Raw genomic sequence first — 23,711 nt, forward strand, 5'->3', positions numbered from 1 at the left:
CTTATAAAAACAACTTTAATAGATAATTTAAAAAATTTACTCTAAATAATAGTGACATATGCAATTTACTACTGGAACTGCAAAGCAACCTTTATTTTAAAGTTCTATAATTATAAGCAAGGGGGAGATAATATGGATTGGCTTTTAGGTATGAACCAATCAGTTAATTACATTGAGGATAATCTTGATGGTGATATAAGTTATTCCACAGCTGCAAAATTTGTATGTTGTTCCACATATGAATTTCAACGTATTTTTTCATTTATGGCTAAAGTAACTTTATCTGAATATATTCGCAAAAGACGTTTGACCCTTGCAGCGCATGATATTCAGATAAATAAAGAAAAAATAACTGATGTAGCGATAAAGTATGGGTATGATTCTCCAGCAGCATTTTCTCGTGCATTTAAAGAGCAGCACGGAACTACACCTATATCGGCGCGCAATGAAGGTGTATTACTAAAGACATATCCTCTTATCTCTTTCAAATTTGTAATTCAAGGAGTAGATAAAATGGAGTATAAAATTATACACAAGGATGAAGTGCAAGTTATAGGTATGAGTAGAAAGATGATTACTAAGAATAATGAGCACTGGAGAGACATTCCTAAATTTTGGGATGATTTTAAGTTAACGGGGTTGAAAGATAAACTTAATTCTTTTGCACTCGATGATGTAGTGTTCGCAATAACTACCTATAGTGAAGAACCAGATTGCTTTTGGTACATGTTAGCAGTAGCGTATAATCATGTTCAAAACACAGATAACTATGATGTTATGACTATACCAGCTGGAACATATGCTGTCTTTGAAGTACCTTCCGAAAATGAAGATAATATTGGTAACTTTACTATGCGTATTTTTAATGAGTGGCTTCCAAGTACAGGCTATAAATTAACTGGCGAGGCAGAAATTGAATGCTGTACAAAAAACGGAACTGTAATATGGATGCCAATTATTCAATAATACTCTCTTGACAATTAGGGCATAGCCTGTTTGTTGTGATAAAGTCACATCTTTCAAATATTGTTCATCAACAAGGGTAGAAATGCTCTTGTTTTATTTTTTTGTAAGAGCACCACAAACGACCGTTTATGGGAGGGGGTATTTATTTTAATAGTAAAACCAATTAATGCGCAGTTAAGCAGTACCATAACATAGGACTATAATCAAAGTAACAATATATACATCATAAAACCTTTATGGTACTATTTTATAGCTATAAAATTAAAGGAGGTTACAAAATATGCTATTAGGTTATGCAAGAGTTAGCACAGAAGATCAGAGTTTAAATAGGCAACTGGATCAATTAAAGGAGTTTGGATGTGCAAAAATTTTCAAAGAAAAGATTTCAGGTACTAAAATTAATAGAATGCAGCTTGAAAAAATGATTGAGCAATTACGTGAAGGAGATATTATTGTTATAACTGAATTAGCGAGATTAAGTAGAAGTACAAAGGACCTATTCAGATTAATAGATACTATTGAAAAGAAAGGTGCCAACATAAAATCTATTAAGGAGAATTGGGTTGATACAACTACGCCACAAGGGAAATTTATGTTTACTATATTTGCAGGAATAAGTCAATTTGAAAGAGACCTTATATCACAAAGAACTAAAGAAGGCCTTGTCGCTGCTAGAGCTAGAGGAAAAAAAGGTGGCCGTCCTAAGATTTATACAACTGCGAAAATAGATTTAGCTATAAAAATGTATAATTCAAAAGATTATAGTCTTTCTGAAATAACAGCTTTAACTGGTATCAGTAAAACATCATTATATAGATTTATTGCAAGCAGATCTAATACTTAATACATATTAATTTTAATTTTAGGTTGTACGAGGAGGTTTAATTTTGACTAATATTACAGAAACAGCATACCCTAAAATAAGAAGCTATATAACAGAAGAAGAATTATATAGAATTTACACGCCATCAGATGAAGAACTACGGTTAGCACAAGAAAATACAAAGGGCGATTTATCAAAAATATGTTTTTTAGTAACACTTAAATGTTTTCAAAGGTTAGGATATTTTATTAGTATTACAGATGTTCCTAAAAGCATCATAGAGCATATTACTAATCATTGTAATGCAATTTTCAATAACAGTATTTTAAAAAATTATGATAAATCAAGCTCTAAAAAACGACACTTAATTATCATTAGAGATTATTTAAAAATAACAGCCTATGGAGAAGAAACCCGCATAATTGTAATAGACGTGGCAACGGAAGCAGCAAAAACAAAAGATAATGATGCTGATATTATAAATATAGTTATTGAAGAACTTATTAGACAACGATATGAGCTACCAGCATTCAGTACATTGGAAAGGATTGCGAAAAGCACAAGACATAGTGTATATAATTCTTATTATAAGTATATTTATGAAAATTTATCTGTTGAAACTATAGAAAGTATTAATAACCTTTTTAATATCGAAAGCAATAATACATATTCACCATGGAGTTTATTAAAAGAAGAACCAGGAAAGCCATCCCATAAAAATTTAAAAGAAATAATTCTTCATTATCACATGCTAAAGGCATTTAAAATAAATGAAACTATACTTTCATCCATTCCAAATATAAAAATTAAGCACTTTGCAGAAGAAGGGAAGACTTTAAATGCAGCACAAATGAAAAAATTAGAAACATATAAAAGATATACATTAGCTGTATGTTTTCTAAAACAAAATATATCAAGTATGCTTGATGATCTTGGTGAAATGTTTATAAAACTTGTAAAGAGTAGTCAAAACAAAGCAAAAGAAAAACTCGATGAATATAAATTAGCTAATTCTAAAGTCGCAGATGATTTAATATCAACACTAAAAAATTTCTTAACAGCATATAAAAGTCCAGGAACAAGTGAAGAAAGGATTTGCGCTATAGGAACTATTTTAGAAGATAATAATATTGGAGAAATTATTGAAAAATGTGATAACCATAATGCTCATTCAGGTAATAACTATTATCATTTTTATTGGAAGTGCTTAAAAGGTAATAGGTCTATACTATTTAAGCTTTTAGATTCTATCGAATTATATTCAACTACTCAAAATAAATCCATAGAAGTTGCAATAGAAACTATAAAAAAATATAGGTGTTCAAATAAACTTGAATATATAGAGTTACATGAGGAGCAGCTAGATTTATCCTGGGTAAATGATCAGTGGTGGAAATTACTAACTGGATATACAAATAGAAAGGATTACCCTGAAAAGATAGAACGTAGAAATTTTGAAACTTGTGTATTATATGAGATAATGTGCGAGCTAAAATCAGGAGATTTATGTATAAAAGATAGTGATGTATACTCCGATTATAGAGAACAGTTAATATCTTGGGAAGAATATCATGCAAATATATCTTTATTTGGAGAACAAGTTAATATTCCTGTTGAAGGAAGATCTTTTGTTGAATTTGCTAAAAATAAACTAGAACAGATATCTCTTAATGCAGATAAGGCTTTTCCGGATAATGAATACTTGAGAATTGAAAAAGATGTACCTATTCTTTCAAGGCTTAAAAAGAAGAAACAACCTGAAAATTTAAGGTTAATTGAATCTTTATTAGCAGAAAAATTGCAACCAGTAAATATCCTTGATATTTTATCAGATACTGAACAATGGCTTAATTGGACAAAGCCTTTTGGACCTATTTCAGGATTTGATTCTAAGCTAGAAAACCCTATAGAACGTTATATAATCACAAGTTTTTGCTATGGATGTAATCTTGGTCCAACTCAAACATCAAGATCATTAGAGGACTTAAATAGAAAGCAAGTAGCTTGGATAAATCAAAGGCATATAACAGAAGAAAAACTAGATAAAGCCATTAATAGAGTAATAAATGCTTACAATTGTTTTTCATTGCCTAAATATTGGGGAACTGGTGAAAGAGCATCCGCAGATGGCACCAAATGGGATTTATATGAAAAAAACCTTATATCTGAATATCATATTCGTTATGGTGGGTATGGCGGAATAGGGTATTACCATGTATCCGATTTATACATAGCTTTATTTAGTAGTTTTATTCCTTGTGGAGTTTGGGAAGGCGTTTATATATTAGATGAAAATATTAAAAATGAGTCCGACATACAGCCTGATACATATCACGCTGATACACAAGGTCAAAACACAACAATATTTGGACTTTCATCCTTGCTTGGAATAAAATTAATGCCAAGAATAAGGAATTGGAAAGATCTAACCTTTTTTAAAGCTGATAAGACTTGCACCTATGAGCATATAGAAAGCATTTTTTCAGATGAAATTGATTGGAAGCTTATAGAAACATATTTGCCTGATATGTTAAGAGTAGCTCTTTCAATAAAAACGGGTAAAATAACCCCTTCAACAATTTTAAAAAGATTATCTAATTATAGCAAGAAGAATAAGCTGTATCAAGCTTTTAAGGAACTTGGAAGAGTTGAAAGAACATGCTTTTTATTACAATACATATCTGATATAAATATTAGAAGAACAATACAAGAGTCAACTAATAAAAGTGAAGCATTTAATGGATTTATTAAGTGGTTGTTTTTTGGTGGTGAGGGTGTTATCAGTGAGAATGACAGATCAGAACAAAGAAAAGTAATTAAATATAATCATTTAGTTGCTAATTGTGTTATATTTTACAACGTATATAATATATCTATGGCTATTGAAAAACTTATAAAAGAAGGGCATAAAATAGATAGTACCATGTTATCACTTCTGTCTCCATATATAAATCAACATATTAATAGATTTGGTAGGTATAGTTTAGATAAAGAAAGAGCTGCACCCGAATTGAATTTTAATATTGATTTACTAAAAGAGGCTTAATAACTATAGATTTATAGGGGCCATTTTACAATATTTTCAATGTGGCCCTATTTTACATGAATGGTTGCCGTACCCCGGGTAGGGCTCGCAATTTGTGCAAATTTACCGTTAAGAAAAGTTACCTAACATTTAAGTAAATATATAGTAATCATAGTTAGTTCCATAAAAATTCTAATGTAATAAACATTACATTTATTATTTAAGTAATCTAAAATAGAGGGTTTAATTAAAAAATGGTTACTTTAACACTAGTTTTTACTTATATTACCAAGCGTGGTGTGTAAATTTTCTAAACGGGACTTTTGCACGAATTGCGATTACTACCCCTACATGCGTCAAATACTTGATAATCCTATGCCTAACATTTTTTTTACCTTATGGACTTAGAATATAGTTCATAAATGTAAGCTTTATATACCAATGTATTTCAACGCTTGAAAAATATATAAATCAAATTTATGAACGTTCGGTTATGAAAACTATGTTTTAGGATGTTTAAAATGCTAAATTATTATATTATGTAAAATAGTTGTAAATTTCTGTTCCATTACTACAGAAACACGTAAACCTAAAAAACTAGAATTAACTAAAAATACAAAAGCCAATAAACTTAGATTTAAAGAAGATAAAATTCCAACTAATAAATTTATAAGACAATTTGGTATAAATATAAAAGACTTTTCAGAAACAATTAAAGATACAAATATAGAATATAAGGGGTAGCGCCACATAGCCATCAAGCTAAGAAAATTCTATAAAAATAAAGCCCCCCATTTGTAAAAATGTTATTATTTGAAAGATAATAAAAACACAGCAATGGGGGTAATTTACAAATGATAGAAGAAAACTTAAAATTGGATAAAGATATAAAACTTTTTGCAGCTGAACTTAAAAGTTGTTTTTCAAAAGAGGAGCTTGAAGCAATAGCAAGAGAAACAGGTTTTGTGAAAAGAAAAGGTAAAATTCGCGCATGGGAATTCGTTTGCTTATGCTGCTTTATGGATGCAGAGGTTGCGAATAATACACTTGTTACCTTATGTACAAAACTTAGTGCCAAAATAGGAATAGTTATTTCTAATCAAGCATTAGATCAACGTTTAAATGAAAAATGCGTGGAATTTTTAAAGAAAATTTTTGAGAATCTGTTGCGCCAAACAATAACAAATAATACTTGTATACCAAGTGTATGGGATGAACATTTCAAACGAATAAGAATACTTGATTCTACTGCTTTTCAAGTACCGGAAAGCTATAAAGATATTTACCCTGGATCTGGTGGCTGTTCTCAAGCTTCAGGTGTAAAAATACAACTAGAATATGAATTGAAATCTGGAAATCTTCTTAATATACAAGTAGGAGCTGGCTCTGGAAGCGACAATACTTTTGGGAGCAAAATAAGAGATACTATCAAAGCTGGGGATCTTATTTTAAGAGATCTTGGATATTTCAACTTTGAAGATTTTTTGGATATAGAAGATAGAGTAGCTTTTTACATATCAAGACTCAAACCTAATATAGCAGTATATATAGACAATGAGGATATAGAGTACTATAAGAATGGCGCCCCCAAAAAATCAAGCCTTTTTAAAAGAATCTATATTTCTGACATAATGAAACAGATGGCAGAGGGGGAACGTTATGAAATTAAGGATGTCTATGTAGGTAAGGAAAAGACACTAAAAACAAGGCTTATTTTATATAAACTAACAAATGATCAATTGAAAAAAAGAACAGAAAAATCTGTGAAGAACGCTAAGAAAAAGGGTATAGAAAAAAGTGATAATACTATTGAATTATTAGGGATATCTATTTATATAACCAATATTACAGAAGAAGTTTTAAGTGCAAAACAGGTTCATGAGTTTTACAGCCTAAGATGGCAGATCGAAATAGTTTTTAAAACATGGAAATCCATATTTAGTATACAGGTTGTAAAGTTAGTTAAAATAGAACGGTTTCAATGTCAACTTTATGGAAAACTTATTTTGCTACTCATAAGCTCTGCTGTAATGTTTAAAATGAGGACTTTAGCTTTAGAAAATAAAGGGCTTGAAGCCAGTGAAATTAAGACTTGTGAAATAGTTCATGAATATATTGATGGGATATACTCTGAGCTTATCAAATTCCCTAATAAAATTTTAAATACTTTAAAATTAATATTTGAAAATGTAGTTAAGAATGGTCTGAAATCTCATAAAAAGGATAAGAAAACTGTTTTTGATATTCTCGGAGTTTGTTATAAACTAACATCAACACAGGCTAAAGTTGCAGCATAAAACAACTTAATAAAGTTGTAAAATTTCCACTATATACGTGGTTTTTTTTGGTGTACCCTAAAATTCTTTGAATACTAATGTACACTTAAAATTTACCATTGAAACTCATTAAAAGAAAAATAATTGATAACATCTATCATTTAATAATGACTTACTAATGTTCAATAGGGCTTAGCTTGATGGCTATGGGGTAGCGCCAACATTTTCGACAAAACCCCCTTTAAGACATAAAATGGATATAACCCATGACTTTTGCCTACGTTAAGCAAATAGTATTTAAAAATAATTACCATAAAGGTTATGTTAGAGCTGTTTTGATACTTTGTTTTTGGTAATAGTTTTGGAACTGAAAATCACGTATAAAGTGACTATTTCTAAGGCTTATATTTAAGTACCGAAAACGAAGGTTTATGGAACTATATTCCTTAACGGGGGTTTTGTCGGAAATGTTGGCTATACCCCATAGCCATCAAGCTAAGAAAATTCTATAAAAATAAAGCCCCCCATTTGTAAAAATGTTATTATTTGAAAGATAATAAAAACACAGCAATGGGGGTAATTTACAAATGATAGAAGAAAACTTAAAATTGGATAAAGATATAAAACTTTTTGCAGCTGAACTTAAAAGTTGTTTTTCAAAAGAGGAGCTTGAAGCAATAGCAAGAGAAACAGGTTTTGTGAAAAGAAAAGGTAAAATTCGCGCATGGGAATTCGTTTGCTTATGCTGCTTTATGGATGCAGAGGTTGCGAATAATACACTTGTTACCTTATGTACAAAACTTAGTGCCAAAATAGGAATAGTTATTTCTAATCAAGCATTAGATCAACGTTTAAATGAAAAATGCGTGGAATTTTTAAAGAAAATTTTTGAGAATCTGTTGCGCCAAACAATAACAAATAATACTTGTATACCAAGTGTATGGGATGAACATTTCAAACGAATAAGAATACTTGATTCTACTGCTTTTCAAGTACCGGAAAGCTATAAAGATATTTACCCTGGATCTGGTGGCTGTTCTCAAGCTTCAGGTGTAAAAATACAACTAGAATATGAATTGAAATCTGGAAATCTTCTTAATATACAAGTAGGAGCTGGCTCTGGAAGCGACAATACTTTTGGGAGCAAAATAAGAGATACTATCAAAGCTGGGGATCTTATTTTAAGAGATCTTGGATATTTCAACTTTGAAGATTTTTTGGATATAGAAGATAGAGTAGCTTTTTACATATCAAGACTCAAACCTAATATAGCAGTATATATAGACAATGAGGATATAGAGTACTATAAGAATGGCGCCCCCAAAAAATCAAGCCTTTTTAAAAGAATCTATATTTCTGACATAATGAAACAGATGGCAGAGGGGGAACGTTATGAAATTAAGGATGTCTATGTAGGTAAGGAAAAGACACTAAAAACAAGGCTTATTTTATATAAACTAACAAATGATCAATTGAAAAAAAGAACAGAAAAATCTGTGAAGAACGCTAAGAAAAAGGGTATAGAAAAAAGTGATAATACTATTGAATTATTAGGGATATCTATTTATATAACCAATATTACAGAAGAAGTTTTAAGTGCAAAACAGGTTCATGAGTTTTACAGCCTAAGATGGCAGATCGAAATAGTTTTTAAAACATGGAAATCCATATTTAGTATACAGGTTGTAAAGTTAGTTAAAATAGAACGGTTTCAATGTCAACTTTATGGAAAACTTATTTTGCTACTCATAAGCTCTGCTGTAATGTTTAAAATGAGGACTTTAGCTTTAGAAAATAAAGGGCTTGAAGCCAGTGAAATTAAGACTTGTGAAATAGTTCATGAATATATTGATGGGATATACTCTGAGCTTATCAAATTCCCTAATAAAATTTTAAATACTTTAAAATTAATATTTGAAAATGTAGTTAAGAATGGTCTGAAATCTCATAAAAAGGATAAGAAAACTGTTTTTGATATTCTCGGAGTTTGTTATAAACTAACATCAACACAGGCTAAAGTTGCAGCATAAAACAACTTAATAAAGTTGTAAAATTTCCACTATATACGTGGTTTTTTTTGGTGTACCCTAAAATTCTTTGAATACTAATGTACACTTAAAATTTACCATTGAAACTCATTAAAAGAAAAATAATTGATAACATCTATCATTTAATAATGACTTACTAATGTTCAATAGGGCTTAGCTTGATGGCTATGTGGCTATACCCCTATAGGGGAACATAAAGTAAGCGACGAGCAACAAATTTATAATATTAGAAATGGTTGGAATTATTTATTTGATGCAGTGAGCCAAAACAATGTAGAACTTGACATAAATATCTTTAATAAATTTAATAACATAGTGGATAAGGATGAGGCTTTATTTAGCGGGGCATTTAGAATTGGTCAAGTTAGAATAGCCGGTACAGAATTTATACCTCCAAGAGCTGAAGAGCTAGAATGTATTTTTAAAAATGAATTACCTAAATTAGTAAAAAGATGTGAAAGTAAAACGGATTTAGCTTTTGAAATATTTCTATGGGGAGCCTTAAATCAATTTTTCTATGATGGGAATAAAAGAACCTCTAGGTTAGTATCTAACATGGTTTTAATATCAGAAGGTCAAGGTATATTTAATATAAAGGCAAAGGATAGATTGCAGTTTAATACTTTAATGGTTGAGTTCTACAATACAAGAGAAGCTGACAATATCTTTGAGTTTTTATATAGCGGTTGTTTAGAAAGATATTAAGAAATTAAAATCAGTTAAATAATAAAAACCTCTGGTATATTACCAGGGGCATTTTTATTTCTAATATTGAAAATTAATGATTTCTTCTGTTTTTTTACATTTAATAACTAAGATAACATCAGGTGGACAAAATAACACTGGCTAATTTAAAAAGCAAATATTTTGCGTTCGCTTGCGATTTCTTATTGCCTCTTTTGTGTTCTTTTGTCCACCTATTTTTTTAGTACAATAGCCACATGCTATAGCTCTTGATACCACTGACTTTATTATATCAAATCACCCTATATTTTGACTCCAATAAGACTAAGTTTGTACAATTGTATAATGTTTGTAGGTATATTTTAATATTTAGTTTAGTATAACACATTATTATAATGCATGGTTTTTATCCCTATTATTATCAAAAAACATTTTAAATTTTTATATATGAATTTACGGTAAAAATAGTATAATTAAGTTAATATTTTATGGAATATGAATTAATTTGGAGTGTGAAAAATGAACAATAGACAAAAACCGAATTGGCAACCTATTAGAAATTTATCAATGATTGCAGACATGATAGATGGCCAGTTTTCAGAGACTAAAAATCAATTAAAGAATCTATTGGAAGCTCGTAAAAAAACCTCACGTCTTGGATGATGCAACTATTGAACGCATAATAAAGGTTTTTACAGAACAGCAAGAATTTGTCCCGATATTTGGTAAGCAGCTTTCAAAATGGCAACGGGAAGAAACATTAACAATTATACATCAAAAGGAAAATATTTAAAGAAGTTCTTTTAGATAATTTGCTTATTGCACCTTTTCGGGGGGATGGGCAAAAACACCCCGTTTCTGTTCCATTGCTACGCAAACCCAAAATTGTATCGTTTATACATTGAAAACACTTATTGACAATCTATGAATTTAAAAGTACACTTGTATTAAGTAATTAATTAGGGGTATGGCACCGATTCTTGTAAAAACCAATAGTATGAGTAAACTATTTACATTTGAGCTATCTATATATCTAAACTTGTCTATATAATATACTTTATATAGACAAGTTGTATGAAAAATGAGACTTAATAAATAAGATTTATAAGTTTAGCCTACTTAAAACTATCTACATAAGTATTCAAGGTGATTAAAATACTTAATTAAAACTAATGTATCTAAGTGTTTTAAATGGACAAACGATACAATTTACAGCTTTTTACACGAATCGTGTCCATACCCCATAGCCATCAAGCTAAGCCCTATTGAACATTAGTAAGTCATTATTAAATGATAGATGTTATCAATTATTTTTCTTTTAATGAGTTTCAATGGTAAATTTTAAGTGTACATTAGTATTCAAAGAATTTTAGGGTACACCAAAAAAAACCACGTATATAGTGGAAATTTTACAACTTTATTAAGTTGTTTTATGCTGCAACTTTAGCCTGTGTTGATGTTAGTTTATAACAAACTCCGAGAATATCAAAAACAGTTTTCTTATCCTTTTTATGAGATTTCAGACCATTCTTAACTACATTTTCAAATATTAATTTTAAAGTATTTAAAATTTTATTAGGGAATTTGATAAGCTCAGAGTATATCCCATCAATATATTCATGAACTATTTCACAAGTCTTAATTTCACTGGCTTCAAGCCCTTTATTTTCTAAAGCTAAAGTCCTCATTTTAAACATTACAGCAGAGCTTATGAGTAGCAAAATAAGTTTTCCATAAAGTTGACATTGAAACCGTTCTATTTTAACTAACTTTACAACCTGTATACTAAATATGGATTTCCATGTTTTAAAAACTATTTCGATCTGCCATCTTAGGCTGTAAAACTCATGAACCTGTTTTGCACTTAAAACTTCTTCTGTAATATTGGTTATATAAATAGATATCCCTAATAATTCAATAGTATTATCACTTTTTTCTATACCCTTTTTCTTAGCGTTCTTCACAGATTTTTCTGTTCTTTTTTTCAATTGATCATTTGTTAGTTTATATAAAATAAGCCTTGTTTTTAGTGTCTTTTCCTTACCTACATAGACATCCTTAATTTCATAACGTTCCCCCTCTGCCATCTGTTTCATTATGTCAGAAATATAGATTCTTTTAAAAAGGCTTGATTTTTTGGGGGCGCCATTCTTATAGTACTCTATATCCTCATTGTCTATATATACTGCTATATTAGGTTTGAGTCTTGATATGTAAAAAGCTACTCTATCTTCTATATCCAAAAAATCTTCAAAGTTGAAATATCCAAGATCTCTTAAAATAAGATCCCCAGCTTTGATAGTATCTCTTATTTTGCTCCCAAAAGTATTGTCGCTTCCAGAGCCAGCTCCTACTTGTATATTAAGAAGATTTCCAGATTTCAATTCATATTCTAGTTGTATTTTTACACCTGAAGCTTGAGAACAGCCACCAGATCCAGGGTAAATATCTTTATAGCTTTCCGGTACTTGAAAAGCAGTAGAATCAAGTATTCTTATTCGTTTGAAATGTTCATCCCATACACTTGGTATACAAGTATTATTTGTTATTGTTTGGCGCAACAGATTCTCAAAAATTTTCTTTAAAAATTCCACGCATTTTTCATTTAAACGTTGATCTAATGCTTGATTAGAAATAACTATTCCTATTTTGGCACTAAGTTTTGTACATAAGGTAACAAGTGTATTATTCGCAACCTCTGCATCCATAAAGCAGCATAAGCAAACGAATTCCCATGCGCGAATTTTACCTTTTCTTTTCACAAAACCTGTTTCTCTTGCTATTGCTTCAAGCTCCTCTTTTGAAAAACAACTTTTAAGTTCAGCTGCAAAAAGTTTTATATCTTTATCCAATTTTAAGTTTTCTTCTATCATTTGTAAATTACCCCCATTGCTGTGTTTTTATTATCTTTCAAATAATAACATTTTTACAAATGGGGGGCTTTATTTTTATAGAATTTTCTTAGCTTGATGGCTATGTGTCCATACCCCCATTACTAATAATACAATCGGGGTGGATATTTATGAAAAAAAGAATTCTATCATTACTTATGGCAACAATAGTTGTAACTGCACCAATATTAACAACTACAGTATATGCTGATCAGCCTGGTGATCCAATTAATTCTGAACTTAAACAAAGTGGTGTTATAAGTAAAACTATTGGATTCTCTTCCAGGAGTAGGGCTCTTACTGCTGCGAATAGTTATATGCTATATGTAGATGTATTGGGTAACTTGACAATAACACGCACAAATGGTCCTGGTCAATGGCATACAAATATTAATACTAATTATGTAGGGTATAACCATATAACTTCTGGTGAAGCTGTTACTTGTGTTCAAATATTACTAAGTAGTAACAACTATTCGATTGGTACAGTTGATGCTAAGTTTGGACCAAACACACAACAAGCTGTTGTTGATTTCCAAAACAATAATAACTTATCAGCTGATGGAACGGTTGGTCCTAATACTTGGAATAAATTAATTAGCGGTGCAAAAGTTAATTAACGGTGCAGGTTAATAATTATATAAAAATAAGGTGATTGAAATCACCTTATTTTTATATAATTATTTAACTACATCCTGCGATAGTTCTGCTGATGCTTGAATAGTTTTACTATAAACTTTTGTACCATCTTTATTTAAAATCTTCAAATCCTTATCTTTGGCTCCTTGCTCTAAATCATCCTGCGATTTCTGTTGAACTATATTCATATTATCATTAATATGATCTTCTGGTGTATCAGCAAATACCTTTACTGAGAATAGTGAGGCTCCTGAAAGTACAATCAGTAATGCCCCTATAATTATTCCTTTTTTCTTTGATTTCAAATTTAACATACTCTCAATTCTCCTATTTATTATATTTTTATCATCATTAAAGGATGATATTAAGCTATTTGATAATTTAAACTGATTATTAAATTTAATTGAATTTATAAGTGTTAAGGCATAATTTTTTCTTTCATCAATTCCTAGTGATTTTAAGAGTTTTTCATCACATGATAATTCACATTCTTCATTTAAAATACTTTTTAACTTATAAACTAAAGGATTAAAGAAATGTATTGATATAACTAAAATACTTAGAAATTTATATATCCAATCTTTTCTTTTAAAATGAATCAATTCATGTTTTATTATCCATTTTAAATCTTCATCCTCATATGTTCTTTCTGGTAATATAATTGTTGGTTTTACTGTGCCCATAATAAAGGGTGTTGAAATACTACTACAAAATTTAAGAGGAATATTTCTTTTGATACCCATTTCATTTTTCAATTTAAAATATATTCTCATGATTTTTACATTGTATATATTTCTTGAAGCCTTTTTAATACTGCTATTAAACCTTTTGTTACATATAACAATAAATATAAATATTATTGAAGCTGTTATGAAATAAAGATATGGGATTATAGTTGTAAACCAACTAATTTTATCCATGATATCATAGACACCACTAGGAATTACTTGACTTATATAACTTACTTTATCTTTTAACGTTAACACATTTGTAGGAATATACATTGAAATTTTAAAAGTCAGAACCATTCTTAAAATTATAACTATACAAATATAGTAATTGAAATTTGCACTATATTTACTAAGTACTTTTTTTCTGAATATTAATAGCAATGAAATCCATAAGCTGCCTATTATTGAAGCTTCTATAATGTTTTCAACCAATATTTTTGCCATATCAGTACCTATTTTTTATCATTCTATCTAGTTTTTCTAAATCCTCATCTGATAATATGTCCTTAGTATCATGTAACATTGATACAAGGCTAGTTAAAGAATTACCATGAATATTTTTAAAAAATTCCTTTGTTTCTAAAGACTTATATTCTTTTTCTTCTACCTTTGGAAAATAGTAAAACTGTTTTCCTCGCTTTTCTGTTGAAAGAAAATCCTTTTTTATTAAACGGTTTAAAAGTGTAGATGTTGTTCCAGCTTTCCATCCCTTTTGAAGCGTGATTATCTCAGCAACCTCATTTGTTGATAAAGTTTCTTCATTACTCCAAATTAAATTCATGACTTCCAATTCCGTTTGTGGAAGTTTTTTAAAATCCATAATTAAAACCTCCTTTAAGTTAATAATACAATTGTATTATTAACTTGTCAATACATTTATATTGTTTTCTTTTATAATTATAAGAGGTACGACAATTCGTGCAAAAATGAATCTCCATAAGATCAAAAACCTATTAATGTCTTTGATACACTTTTATATTTTTGATATTATGGAAATAGGCAAAAATATAATATTTTATTGTTGTTGCAATTAACTATAGATTTTTGAGACGCTAACAATTAATGGAATATGATATGTATATATTTCTATAATTACCACTATCGCTATTTAATCTTTATTATATCATAATGTGGGAGATCCTACTTGGTCTTTTCAAATGAAAAGTATGCAGTACAAACTGAAGAAGTAAGGAACGCAAATGCCAGTAGGAAGTCGGATACTTTCATAGTAGGGGTCTCGCCAACATTTCTCTGAATCACACCAACAGGCATAAAGAAATAGAGATTTATATTGTGGTCATAACAGTCAGAAGCTGCAATTTAAAAACAATGAAAGTAACACAATAGTAATTGAGTTACATTCACATTGAAGCTATTGCCCATTCCTTAAAAATTTCATTTTGAATGTAACATAACATGTTGACTTGTAACATTGAATGTATTATAAATGACTTAATTATAATATTAAGGAGTTGTAGATCATGAAGCTGGTTCAACCAATTAGAGATAGAGAAAAGCTTGAAGAAATGAAAATCGAATTATTGAAAACAGGATATAAAAACTACTTACTGTTTGTTGTTGGGATTAATACGGGTCTTCGGATCGGTGATATATTAGAATTAAAAGTTAAGGATTTAAAAGATAAAACACATATTAAAATAATAGAGCAAAAAACAAATAAAATTAAAAGGTTTTTAATCAATTCATTATTAAAAATAGAAATAGACAAATATATTAAGACAATGTCGGATGAAGAATACCTATTCCAGAGTAGGAAAGGCGAAAATAAGCCCATTAGTAGAGTCCAAGCATATCGAATACTTAATAGTGCAGCTGAGCATATTGGGCTTCAGGAGATAGGTACTCACACATTAAGAAAGACCTTTGGGTACTGGCACTACAAACAAAATAAAGATGTTGCACTACTTCAACAAATATTTAACCATTCCTCACCTAGTGTTACTTTAAGATATATTGGAATCAATGAGGATATAAAAGATAAGAGCATAGAGAATTTCTATTTATAGAAATTATGTTTTTTTTATTTTCCTAAAATGCATAGAGGACTTTTATGTTATTCATAGAATATACAAAAGTATAACTTTTATATAACATGTATTATACAAACATACAACTTATATAAAACTATAACATTTGTAAAAGGTGGGGGGATAAATGACAAAGGTTGAATTTAATAAGCTAGAGATATTAATGCAACTCAAATATATAAATAGTTTGCTTGAAAAAGGTAAAAGTTTAAGAAGTATTAGCAGTGATCTAAATATGAGCAAGACAACATTTCGAGATAGGTTTGTTAAAATAGGCTATGTATATAACCTAGATACCCGTCAATATTACAAAGATAATAATATAGCAATACAACCACATGATAATATTAAAAAGGTACCACAGATAAGTGTTAACCGTGATGTGGTGGGCATTAAAGAAGTTATACAAATTGATAACAAAAGTATAAGTAAACAAGAAAATCTAATGATGCAAGAATTCACAGAATTAAAAACTACATTATCAGAAGTTACAGAATTATTAGAGATGAAAGACCAACTTAAAGAGGTTATACAATACTATAACAAAAGTAAAAATATAATAGATGTACCAGTGCCACCAGAACTAAATATTGAAAAGGGAAAGTTTGAAGGTGAATTAAAAGGTAGATTAATAAAAGTTTATGATAACGTCAATAAATCCTGGTTAGACTTCTGTAAAAATAATAATCAATTCAAGATGCAAGATTTATACTCTCTAGCTCTGCTAGAGTTTATTGAGAAATATAAGAAATAATAAAATACCTACCATTTCAGCTCGTTTGAATTCCATTCATTGATAATTACTGGTATTATTCTCCAATTTAATCCGTTTAATTCTTATCCCACCCTAGTAATGGGGTACAGGTAGTAACGGAACCCAAAACGGCTATAAGGGTGTAAAAAAAATGGATTTTGAATTTAAATACTTGTTTAACCACTAATAAAAAATATCCAATGATGGCTTATAAAGAATTAATGAGCCCTCATTGGATATTTTTTTATATCGTTCATAAAAGTGTACTTTTTTAAACGGTATATAGAGCGTTCAATATATCTAATTTTTGTGTTTTTGAACGTTCATATTAAATAATTGGTATTCTCTAACACCTACTGTGTACAGGGTAGGTTTAGTTATGACCATATATTTATAGGCTTATAGCTGATTTCTGTTCAGTTACTACTTATACCCCCTATATAGGTTGTCTCGCTTTATTTACTACTAACACAATCTCCCCTCAGTGTATCATACCAATATCAAATTTTAAAGGCAAATCACGCACAATTATCTTGCCAATATTTCGCTGGAATGCAACAAAAATCTGTCCATATGATTGGCATTTATAACCTTCAAACTATGTTCGTCTAACTGCATGTTTCTTACCCTTGTTTTTATGCATTGCGGCTCCATCCTCATAGCCTTTCATGCAAAGCAACATAACTATTGATAGCGTTATCATAAGGAGCAGGACACCAATTTCCACCGAAACATTAAAGGCCAGAGTACCATCTCCCGTAAACTTAACAATTCCAAGACCGGCGGTAATAGGGTAGTAATCGTTCAATTTTTTACCTGCGATAAAGATGCCACAAAAGCCATAAACAAATGCTAATCCGACCCCGGCAAGAAATCCGCTTTGTTTTCGACTAAAAAATATGATGATTGGTAACACGGCCAGATAACAACAAAGTCCCACCCCAACAAGTTGTAAGAGTGATTTTGCTACAAGAGCCGGTGACATATTTCCATGACAGAATAGCGCCCCCAAGATGAATGTGCATATAAAGCTAAAAAGGCCATACAATGCAGTAACAAACCCAACCGTAATCAGTTTTCCAGTCAGCAATTTACGAAATGGAATAGGCACAGTCAACATATTTTTCAATGTATGATCAACGTATTCACGGTTTATTATGTAGCCTCCTATCAGAACAATCATAAACGGGAAAGCCATGCTGAAGTTGTTCCATATGACGCTGTTCGCATAATTCTCATACTGCAGCATTTCATGACCTTTCATGCTGGTTTGTTGAAAAGCTGCTAAAAGTGCTGAAAATAGCACTGCCACATTGCCGACCCAAAGAATGCTGTAGCGTTTGAGCTTTTGAAACTCTGTAACAATTATATTAATCATAGTTTCCTCCTAATCTTCCTGCTTTTTGTATGTTATTGAAATCAGCAAAATCGATATTACCGCTATTAAAAAAAGTATGCCCGCACAAACAGGAGTGGATAACATATATGGTTTTCTAATTATAGCGTTTTCTGCGGTGAGTCCACTCCAAAAAGACATCCACCAACGCATAATGATCGAAGCAGGCAATACGGTAATGAGAACAATATTATGGGCAAAACTTATTATATTAAGCGCTATGGCAAAATTTAAAAAAGAATAAAAGAAAGCAATTATGGTGGAGAGAATATAGCTTTTGTTGAAATAGACAATGAGAATGATAACGGGAAGGACTGAGACAAAGAACATGATACCAAGGACGACGCTTAGTCCCAATTTAAAAACTATTCCTTCTACGGTACCCACAATTAATCCGCCGATGATCGTAGCACCTAAACCAGCTATAGAATATAGCACAGCTACAATCAATAGCACGGTCAGCTTTGCTACTACAAGTTTGGTTTTATTAACCGGTATGGTTATCAGATTTTTTAGCATGTCGCTGTCCCTCTCCATAAAAAACAGAATGCTTGCAACCACACTTAGTACGCATGGCAAAAGGAGAAAATGCCCGAACATAACAACTAGCCTAAAAAGCTGCTCAAAATCCAGACGGTCTTTTGCTACTAATACTGTCATGGGTACGGGAAAGAGACAGGCTGCTAACATGGAAAATAGAATAAATCGCTGCCGTTTGATTTTAGCAAATTCGCATATTATTAAATCAAGCAATTCCCTCACCTCCAGTGACATTTTTGAAGTAATCCTCCAACGTGTCATTTTTGGTATGCGCTTCTGATACATCGAGACCGTTTTCTATCCATTTACGGGTAATGGCAGCTACCTCAATCTCCGTATCGTAAAGCCGTAAATTATGATCGTCATCCACATGAAAGTTAGAGGTGTGAAAATCAACCTCCAAAATTCGGGAAGCTTGGGATGTATCTGTAACAATGAAGTGAATATATCTGCTGTTTTTCTGCTGCAATTCCTCCAAACTTTTTTCTTCCAACAAAACACCGTGATCGATGATACCAATGTCATCCGCTAACAACGCCATTTCAGATAGGATATGACTGGAAATCAAAATTGTTTTACCCTGCTGCGTACTAAGTCGTTTTAAGAAATCACGGACTTCCGCAATACCGATGGGATCAAGTCCGTTGATGGGTTCATCCAAAATTAAAAGCTCTGGATCATGCATAATAGCATTTGCAATGCCCAGTCTCTGTTTCATACCAAGCGAATACTGTGAGAACAGTTTTTTATCCATATAAGACAGCCCCACCACATCCAATGCGTTCTTAATGGCATCACGGGTGGGTATTCCACGAAGCCTTGCAATAATTTTAAGGTTTTCCGTTCCAGTAAGGTTAGGATAAAAGCCTGGTGATTCAATCAGGCTGCCAATTCGGGAAAGAATTTTCTTTTCGCTTTTATGAATATCTTTTCCGAAAATGCGTACTTCTCCAGCTGTAGGATTCGTAAGGCCCAGCAACATCTTCATAGTGGTAGTTTTTCCCGCACCGTTGCGTCCGAGCAAACCATAAATTCTGCCTTTCTTCACATGGATGCTTAAATTGGCGACACTTTTTTGCTGGCCGTACTGCTTTGTCAAATTATTTGTTTCGATTACAAAATCGTTCAAAATATAAATCCCTCCTTTGTCTTTATAAATTAATTTTATAACCCCAACCTTGCATAAACCTTGCACGAACCTTGAATTAACCTTGAATCTTATTAAAGCAACAAAAAACCTGCCTTTCAGCAGTTTTTCTCATCAACCAGTGGAAATTGTACGATGAACTCCGTTCGTTGATACGGTTCGCTTTTGACCGCAATCGAACCGTCCATCTTTTCCACAAGCTGCTGTACGATGGATAGTCCGAGACCACTTCCTTTTTCAGAACGTGCCATATCGCATTTATAGAGCCGTTCAAAGACATGTGGCAAATCCTGTTTGGGAATTCCCGTGCCATTATCTGCAACAACAATCATTACATTAGCGGCAAGTAGGGAAACTATGATTTTGACGTGGTTTGCCTGACTATGTGAGAGCACATTCTGAATCAGGTTATTCAGAATACGAGAGTAGGCATCTGTGTCCAAATTGACCTCGATGCGCTTTTCGTGGATGTCAATGTCGAAATCAAGACAGGTGTTCTCGAAGATTGGAACCCAGTCTTTCAAAATATTTCGGGTTAGTTCTGCAAGTTCCACATGCTGAATTGTAAAGGTTTCCTCATTGGAATTGAGCTTAAACCATTCAAACAGCACATCCACATAGTCTTTCATATCATGCGCCCTCAGACGGGCGGTTTCAATATATTCTTCCCGCTCCGCACCAGCTACAATGCCTTTCTGTGCCGCATCCAAATAGCCGATAAGAGTTGTCAGCGGAGTACGTACATCATGGGAAAGACTTGTCATCAATTGCCCGTTCGATTTCTCCGCTTTTTTTAAATCAATGACTTGTTCTCGAAACTCATGAACAATATCATTCATTTTATAGCAGATAATAGAAATCATATTGCTAGGTTTAGCCAGTATTTTTCTATTGCTGTTGCCTTGTGCGATGTCGTCGAGTGCTTCTGAAATATCCTTTAGTTTCAACTTTACATTGTGCACTTTGCGGCAGAGTAGCAAAGTGGAAATGACGGCGGTAATGGCAATAAGCAACACAGCCACAAATAACGAAAGACTCACATAGCCTCCATCCATGGTTATACCTCCCGGCTAAAGCGGTAGCCTACGCCTTTGACCGTCTGGATGTAGATCGGATTGTTTGGATCAGGCTCAATTTGCTTTCGTAGTTTGCTAATATATCCCATGATGTTGTTGTCATCATAAGCATATTGTTCCTGCCATATTTCTTCATATATCTGCTGCTTGGTCAGAATTCTGCCCTGATTTTTTGCAAGGTAGCAGAGAATGTCAAATTCCTTTGCATAAAGCTCAGCTTGCCCATCTCCAATGTTAACAATCCGGGTGTCCAAGTCGATAGTAAGATTCTGAAAAGAGAGCTTATTAGGTTCCTCGCTAGAACAGTTATTTAAGGTTGTATATCTGCGGATCAAAGACAAGACGCGGGCGATAAATTCTTCGATGTCAAAAGGCTTTGTCAGATAGTCGTCAGCACCGGAACGCAGGCCATTTACCTTGTCGGCACTTGCAATTCTCGCAGTAAGCATCAACACCGGAACAGCGCTCATTTCTCTTATTTTTTGAAGCACCTGAAATCCGTCCATTCCCGGCAACATGACATCCAAAACAATGAGGTAATAGTTATCTTGTGCTATCCGATTTAAGCCGTCAGTTCCGGTATGGGCAACATCAGCGGTTAGGCTCTCCTTTTCTACACATTTTTTAAGTAATTGACATAGTTCTATGTCATCATCAATAATCAAAATATTATTTTGCATACCATTAGACCTCCATCATTTATCACTTTTGAGCTTTTTCTTGCATCCACCGGTTTATCTGTACTTTTGGGGATTGCCCACGCATCTTCAAAACGGACAGCCCCATATATTGATTTCCCTCGCAAAGTTCCTGTAACTGCGTTCTGAAATACCCCATTTATTGGCGACCTGCTGTACCGAAATATAATCTAAGCATCCTCCAAAAGTTATGTTAAGGTCATTATATACGCAAAACCGAATAGAATCAAATGAACAATTCTTAACACATTCGGCCAGACAATAAAAGATGCCCGACAAGGGTTCTAAGCCCAAACTCCCGTATTTTTAAATTTGGTTAATGTTTACAAATTGCTTAAATCGAACTGGGGATATCTCCGTGTGGGGTACGGCAACATAGCCATCAAGCTAAGCCCTATTGAACATTAGTAAGTCATTATTAAATGATAGATGTTATCAATTATTTTTCTTTTAATGAGTTTCAATGGTAAATTTTAAGTGTACATTAGTATTCAAAGAATTTTAGGGTACACCAAAAAAAACCACGTATATAGTGGAAATTTTACAACTTTATTAAGTTGTTTTATGCTGCAACTTTAGCCTGTGTTGATGTTAGTTTATAACAAACTCCGAGAATATCAAAAACAGTTTTCTTATCCTTTTTATGAGATTTCAGACCATTCCTAACTACATTTTCAAATATTAATTTTAACGTATTAAAAACTTTATTAGGAAATTTGATAAGCTCAAAATATATCCCATCAATATATTCATGAACTATTTCACAAGTCTTAATTTCACTGGCTTCAAGCCCTTTATTTTCTAAGGCTAAAGTCCTCATTTTAAACATTATAACAGAGCTTATGAGTAGCAAAATAAGTTTCCCATAAAGCTGACATTGAAACCGTTCTATTTTAACTAACTTTACAACCTGTATACTAAATATGGATTTCCATGTTTTAAAAATTATTTCCACCTGCCATCTTAAGCTGTAAAATTCATGAACCTGTTTTGCACTTAAAACTTCTTCTGTAATATTGGTTATATAAATAGATATCCCTAATAATTCAATAGTATTATCACTTTTTTCTATACCCTTTTTCTTAGCGTTCTTCACAGATTTTTCTGTTCTTTTTTTCAATTGATCATTTGTTAGTTTATATAAAATAAGCCTTGTTTTTAGTGTCTTTTCCTTACCTACATAGACATCCTTAATTTCATAACGTTCCCCCTCTGCCATCTGTTTCATTATGTCAGAAATATAGATTCTTTTAAAAAGGCTTGATTTTTTGGGGGCGCCATTCTTATAGTACTCTATATCCTCATTGTCTATATATACTGCTATATTAGGTTTGAGTCTTGATATGTAAAAAGCTACTCTATCTTCTATATCCAAAAAATCTTCAAAGTTGAAATATCCAAGATCTCTTAAAATAAGATCCCCAGCTTTGATAGTATCTCTTATTTTGCTCCCAAAAGTATTGTCGCTTCCAGAGCCAGCTCCTACTTGTATATTAAGAAGATTTCCAGATTTCAATTCATATTCTAGTTGTATTTTTACACCTGAAGCTTGAGAACAGCCACCAGATCCAGGGTAAATATCTTTATAGCTTTCCGGTACTTGAAAAGCAGTAGAATCAAGTATTCTTATTCGTTTGAAATGTTCATCCCATACACTTGGTATACAAGTATTATTTGTTATTGTTTGGCGCAACAGATTCTCAAAAATTTTCTTTAAAAATTCCACGCATTTTTCATTTAAACGTTGATCTAATGCTTGATTAGAAATAACTATTCCTATTTTGGCACTAAGTTTTGTACATAAGGTAACAAGTGTATTATTCGCAACCTCTGCATCCATAAAGCAGCATAAGCAAACGAATTCCCATGCGCGAATTTTACCTTTTCTTTTCACAAAACCTGTTTCTCTTGCTATTGCTTCAAGCTCCTCTTTTGAAAAACAACTTTTAAGTTCAGCTGCAAAAAGTTT

At 31.6% G+C, this 23,711-nt stretch carries 19 protein-coding genes; 10 read left to right on the forward strand and 9 right to left on the reverse strand.

Annotation, left to right across the window (positions count from 1 at the left end; translation table 11 throughout):
- Positions 1-132: 132 nt before the first annotated feature.
- From G9F71_RS26270 to G9F71_RS26300, 7 genes are all read left to right on the forward strand, one after another.
- The gene (locus tag G9F71_RS26270) at positions 133-966 is read left to right on the forward strand and encodes an AraC family transcriptional regulator (protein ID WP_164952320.1); all 834 of its coding nucleotides are present in this window, start codon (positions 133-135) and stop codon (positions 964-966) included.
- Between the two features lie 280 nt (positions 967-1,246).
- Positions 1,247-1,810 carry a recombinase family protein gene (locus G9F71_RS26275; RefSeq protein WP_164952541.1) on the forward strand — a complete coding sequence of 188 codons (564 nt, stop codon included), beginning with the start codon at positions 1,247-1,249 and terminating at the stop codon, positions 1,808-1,810.
- A gap of 43 nt (positions 1,811-1,853) precedes the next feature.
- Positions 1,854-4,835, forward strand: coding sequence for a Tn3 family transposase (locus G9F71_RS26280; protein ID WP_224626940.1), 2,982 nt, complete (start codon positions 1,854-1,856; stop codon positions 4,833-4,835).
- An 833-nt stretch (positions 4,836-5,668) separates the two neighbouring features.
- Positions 5,669-7,111: an IS4 family transposase gene (locus G9F71_RS26285; RefSeq protein ID WP_224626904.1), complete on the forward strand. Its 1,443-nt coding sequence runs from the start codon at positions 5,669-5,671 to the stop codon at positions 7,109-7,111.
- A 566-nt stretch (positions 7,112-7,677) separates the two neighbouring features.
- A complete protein-coding gene (locus G9F71_RS26290; protein ID WP_224626904.1) occupies positions 7,678-9,120 on the forward strand; it encodes an IS4 family transposase in 1,443 nt (480 codons plus the stop codon).
- A 276-nt stretch (positions 9,121-9,396) separates the two neighbouring features.
- Positions 9,397-9,843 (forward strand): Fic family protein, encoded by a 447-nt coding sequence (locus G9F71_RS26295; RefSeq protein WP_224626942.1) that lies wholly within the window; start codon positions 9,397-9,399, stop codon positions 9,841-9,843.
- A gap of 498 nt (positions 9,844-10,341) precedes the next feature.
- Positions 10,342-10,485 (forward strand): hypothetical protein, encoded by a 144-nt coding sequence (locus G9F71_RS26300; RefSeq protein ID WP_164952550.1) that lies wholly within the window; start codon positions 10,342-10,344, stop codon positions 10,483-10,485.
- A gap of 767 nt (positions 10,486-11,252) precedes the next feature.
- On the opposite strand, the gene G9F71_RS26305 is transcribed toward G9F71_RS26300, so the two are convergent.
- Positions 11,253-12,695: an IS4 family transposase gene (locus G9F71_RS26305; protein WP_224626904.1), complete on the reverse strand. Its 1,443-nt coding sequence runs from the start codon at positions 12,693-12,695 to the stop codon at positions 11,253-11,255.
- A 149-nt stretch (positions 12,696-12,844) separates the two neighbouring features.
- Between G9F71_RS26305 and G9F71_RS26310 the strand changes: the two genes are divergently transcribed.
- Positions 12,845-13,333 (forward strand): peptidoglycan-binding domain-containing protein, encoded by a 489-nt coding sequence (locus tag G9F71_RS26310; RefSeq protein WP_164952501.1) that lies wholly within the window; start codon positions 12,845-12,847, stop codon positions 13,331-13,333.
- 60 nt (positions 13,334-13,393) lie between these two features.
- Here G9F71_RS26310 and G9F71_RS26315 read toward each other — a convergent pair whose 3' ends face one another.
- Positions 13,394-14,527 carry a M56 family metallopeptidase gene (locus G9F71_RS26315; protein WP_164952500.1) on the reverse strand — a complete coding sequence of 378 codons (1,134 nt, stop codon included), beginning with the start codon at positions 14,525-14,527 and terminating at the stop codon, positions 13,394-13,396.
- A 1-nt stretch (position 14,528) separates the two neighbouring features.
- A complete protein-coding gene (locus tag G9F71_RS26320; RefSeq protein ID WP_164952499.1) occupies positions 14,529-14,903 on the reverse strand; it encodes a BlaI/MecI/CopY family transcriptional regulator in 375 nt (124 codons plus the stop codon).
- Between the two features lie 661 nt (positions 14,904-15,564).
- Here G9F71_RS26320 and G9F71_RS26325 point away from each other — a divergent pair.
- Together G9F71_RS26325 and G9F71_RS26330 are read left to right on the forward strand one after the other, a co-directional pair.
- Positions 15,565-16,110, forward strand: coding sequence for a site-specific integrase (locus G9F71_RS26325; protein ID WP_164952498.1), 546 nt, complete (start codon positions 15,565-15,567; stop codon positions 16,108-16,110).
- A gap of 148 nt (positions 16,111-16,258) precedes the next feature.
- Complete coding sequence (locus tag G9F71_RS26330) at positions 16,259-16,885, forward strand: hypothetical protein (RefSeq protein ID WP_164952497.1); 627 nt, start codon at positions 16,259-16,261, stop codon at positions 16,883-16,885.
- Positions 16,886-17,483: 598 nt separating this feature from the next.
- On the opposite strand, the gene G9F71_RS26335 is transcribed toward G9F71_RS26330, so the two are convergent.
- The 6 genes from G9F71_RS26335 to G9F71_RS26360 all read right to left on the reverse strand — a co-directional run.
- Positions 17,484-18,263, reverse strand: a complete 780-nt coding sequence (locus G9F71_RS26335; protein WP_164952496.1) for an ABC transporter permease — start codon at positions 18,261-18,263, stop codon at positions 17,484-17,486.
- Between the two features lie 9 nt (positions 18,264-18,272).
- Positions 18,273-19,034, reverse strand: coding sequence for an ABC transporter permease (locus G9F71_RS26340; protein WP_164952495.1), 762 nt, complete (start codon positions 19,032-19,034; stop codon positions 18,273-18,275).
- Complete coding sequence (locus tag G9F71_RS26345; protein ID WP_164952494.1) at positions 19,027-19,950, reverse strand: ABC transporter ATP-binding protein; 924 nt, start codon at positions 19,948-19,950, stop codon at positions 19,027-19,029. The genes G9F71_RS26340 and G9F71_RS26345 overlap by 8 nt, the downstream gene beginning before the upstream one ends.
- A gap of 116 nt (positions 19,951-20,066) precedes the next feature.
- A complete protein-coding gene (locus tag G9F71_RS26350) occupies positions 20,067-21,008 on the reverse strand; it encodes a sensor histidine kinase (RefSeq protein ID WP_164952503.1) in 942 nt (313 codons plus the stop codon).
- A gap of 17 nt (positions 21,009-21,025) precedes the next feature.
- Complete coding sequence (locus G9F71_RS26355) at positions 21,026-21,724, reverse strand: response regulator transcription factor (protein WP_164952493.1); 699 nt, start codon at positions 21,722-21,724, stop codon at positions 21,026-21,028.
- Positions 21,725-22,304: 580 nt separating this feature from the next.
- Positions 22,305-23,711: IS4 family transposase (locus G9F71_RS26360; RefSeq protein WP_224626944.1), on the reverse strand; the 1,407-nt coding region annotated here is incomplete at its 5' end.

It is taken from the genome of Clostridium sp. FP2 (genome assembly GCF_011065955.2).
GTDB lineage: Bacteria > Bacillota > Clostridia > Clostridiales > Clostridiaceae > Clostridium_AD > Clostridium_AD tagluense.

Coding starts and splice junctions, on each gene's coding strand:
- G9F71_RS26270 (WP_164952320.1), top strand. CDS start 133: ATGGATTGGCTTTTAGGTATGAACCAATCAGTTAATTACATTGAGGAT.
- G9F71_RS26275 (WP_164952541.1), top strand. CDS start 1,247: ATGCTATTAGGTTATGCAAGAGTTAGCACAGAAGATCAGAGTTTAAAT.
- G9F71_RS26285 (WP_224626904.1), top strand. CDS start 5,669: ATGATAGAAGAAAACTTAAAATTGGATAAAGATATAAAACTTTTTGCA.
- G9F71_RS26290 (WP_224626904.1), top strand. CDS start 7,678: ATGATAGAAGAAAACTTAAAATTGGATAAAGATATAAAACTTTTTGCA.
- G9F71_RS26300 (WP_164952550.1), top strand. CDS start 10,342: ATGAACAATAGACAAAAACCGAATTGGCAACCTATTAGAAATTTATCA.
- G9F71_RS26305 (WP_224626904.1), bottom strand. CDS start 12,695: ATGATAGAAGAAAACTTAAAATTGGATAAAGATATAAAACTTTTTGCA.
- G9F71_RS26310 (WP_164952501.1), top strand. CDS start 12,845: ATGAAAAAAAGAATTCTATCATTACTTATGGCAACAATAGTTGTAACT.
- G9F71_RS26315 (WP_164952500.1), bottom strand. CDS start 14,527: ATGGCAAAAATATTGGTTGAAAACATTATAGAAGCTTCAATAATAGGC.
- G9F71_RS26320 (WP_164952499.1), bottom strand. CDS start 14,903: ATGGATTTTAAAAAACTTCCACAAACGGAATTGGAAGTCATGAATTTA.
- G9F71_RS26325 (WP_164952498.1), top strand. CDS start 15,565: ATGAAGCTGGTTCAACCAATTAGAGATAGAGAAAAGCTTGAAGAAATG.
- G9F71_RS26330 (WP_164952497.1), top strand. CDS start 16,259: ATGACAAAGGTTGAATTTAATAAGCTAGAGATATTAATGCAACTCAAA.
- G9F71_RS26335 (WP_164952496.1), bottom strand. CDS start 18,263: ATGATTAATATAATTGTTACAGAGTTTCAAAAGCTCAAACGCTACAGC.
- G9F71_RS26355 (WP_164952493.1), bottom strand. CDS start 21,724: ATGCAAAATAATATTTTGATTATTGATGATGACATAGAACTATGTCAA.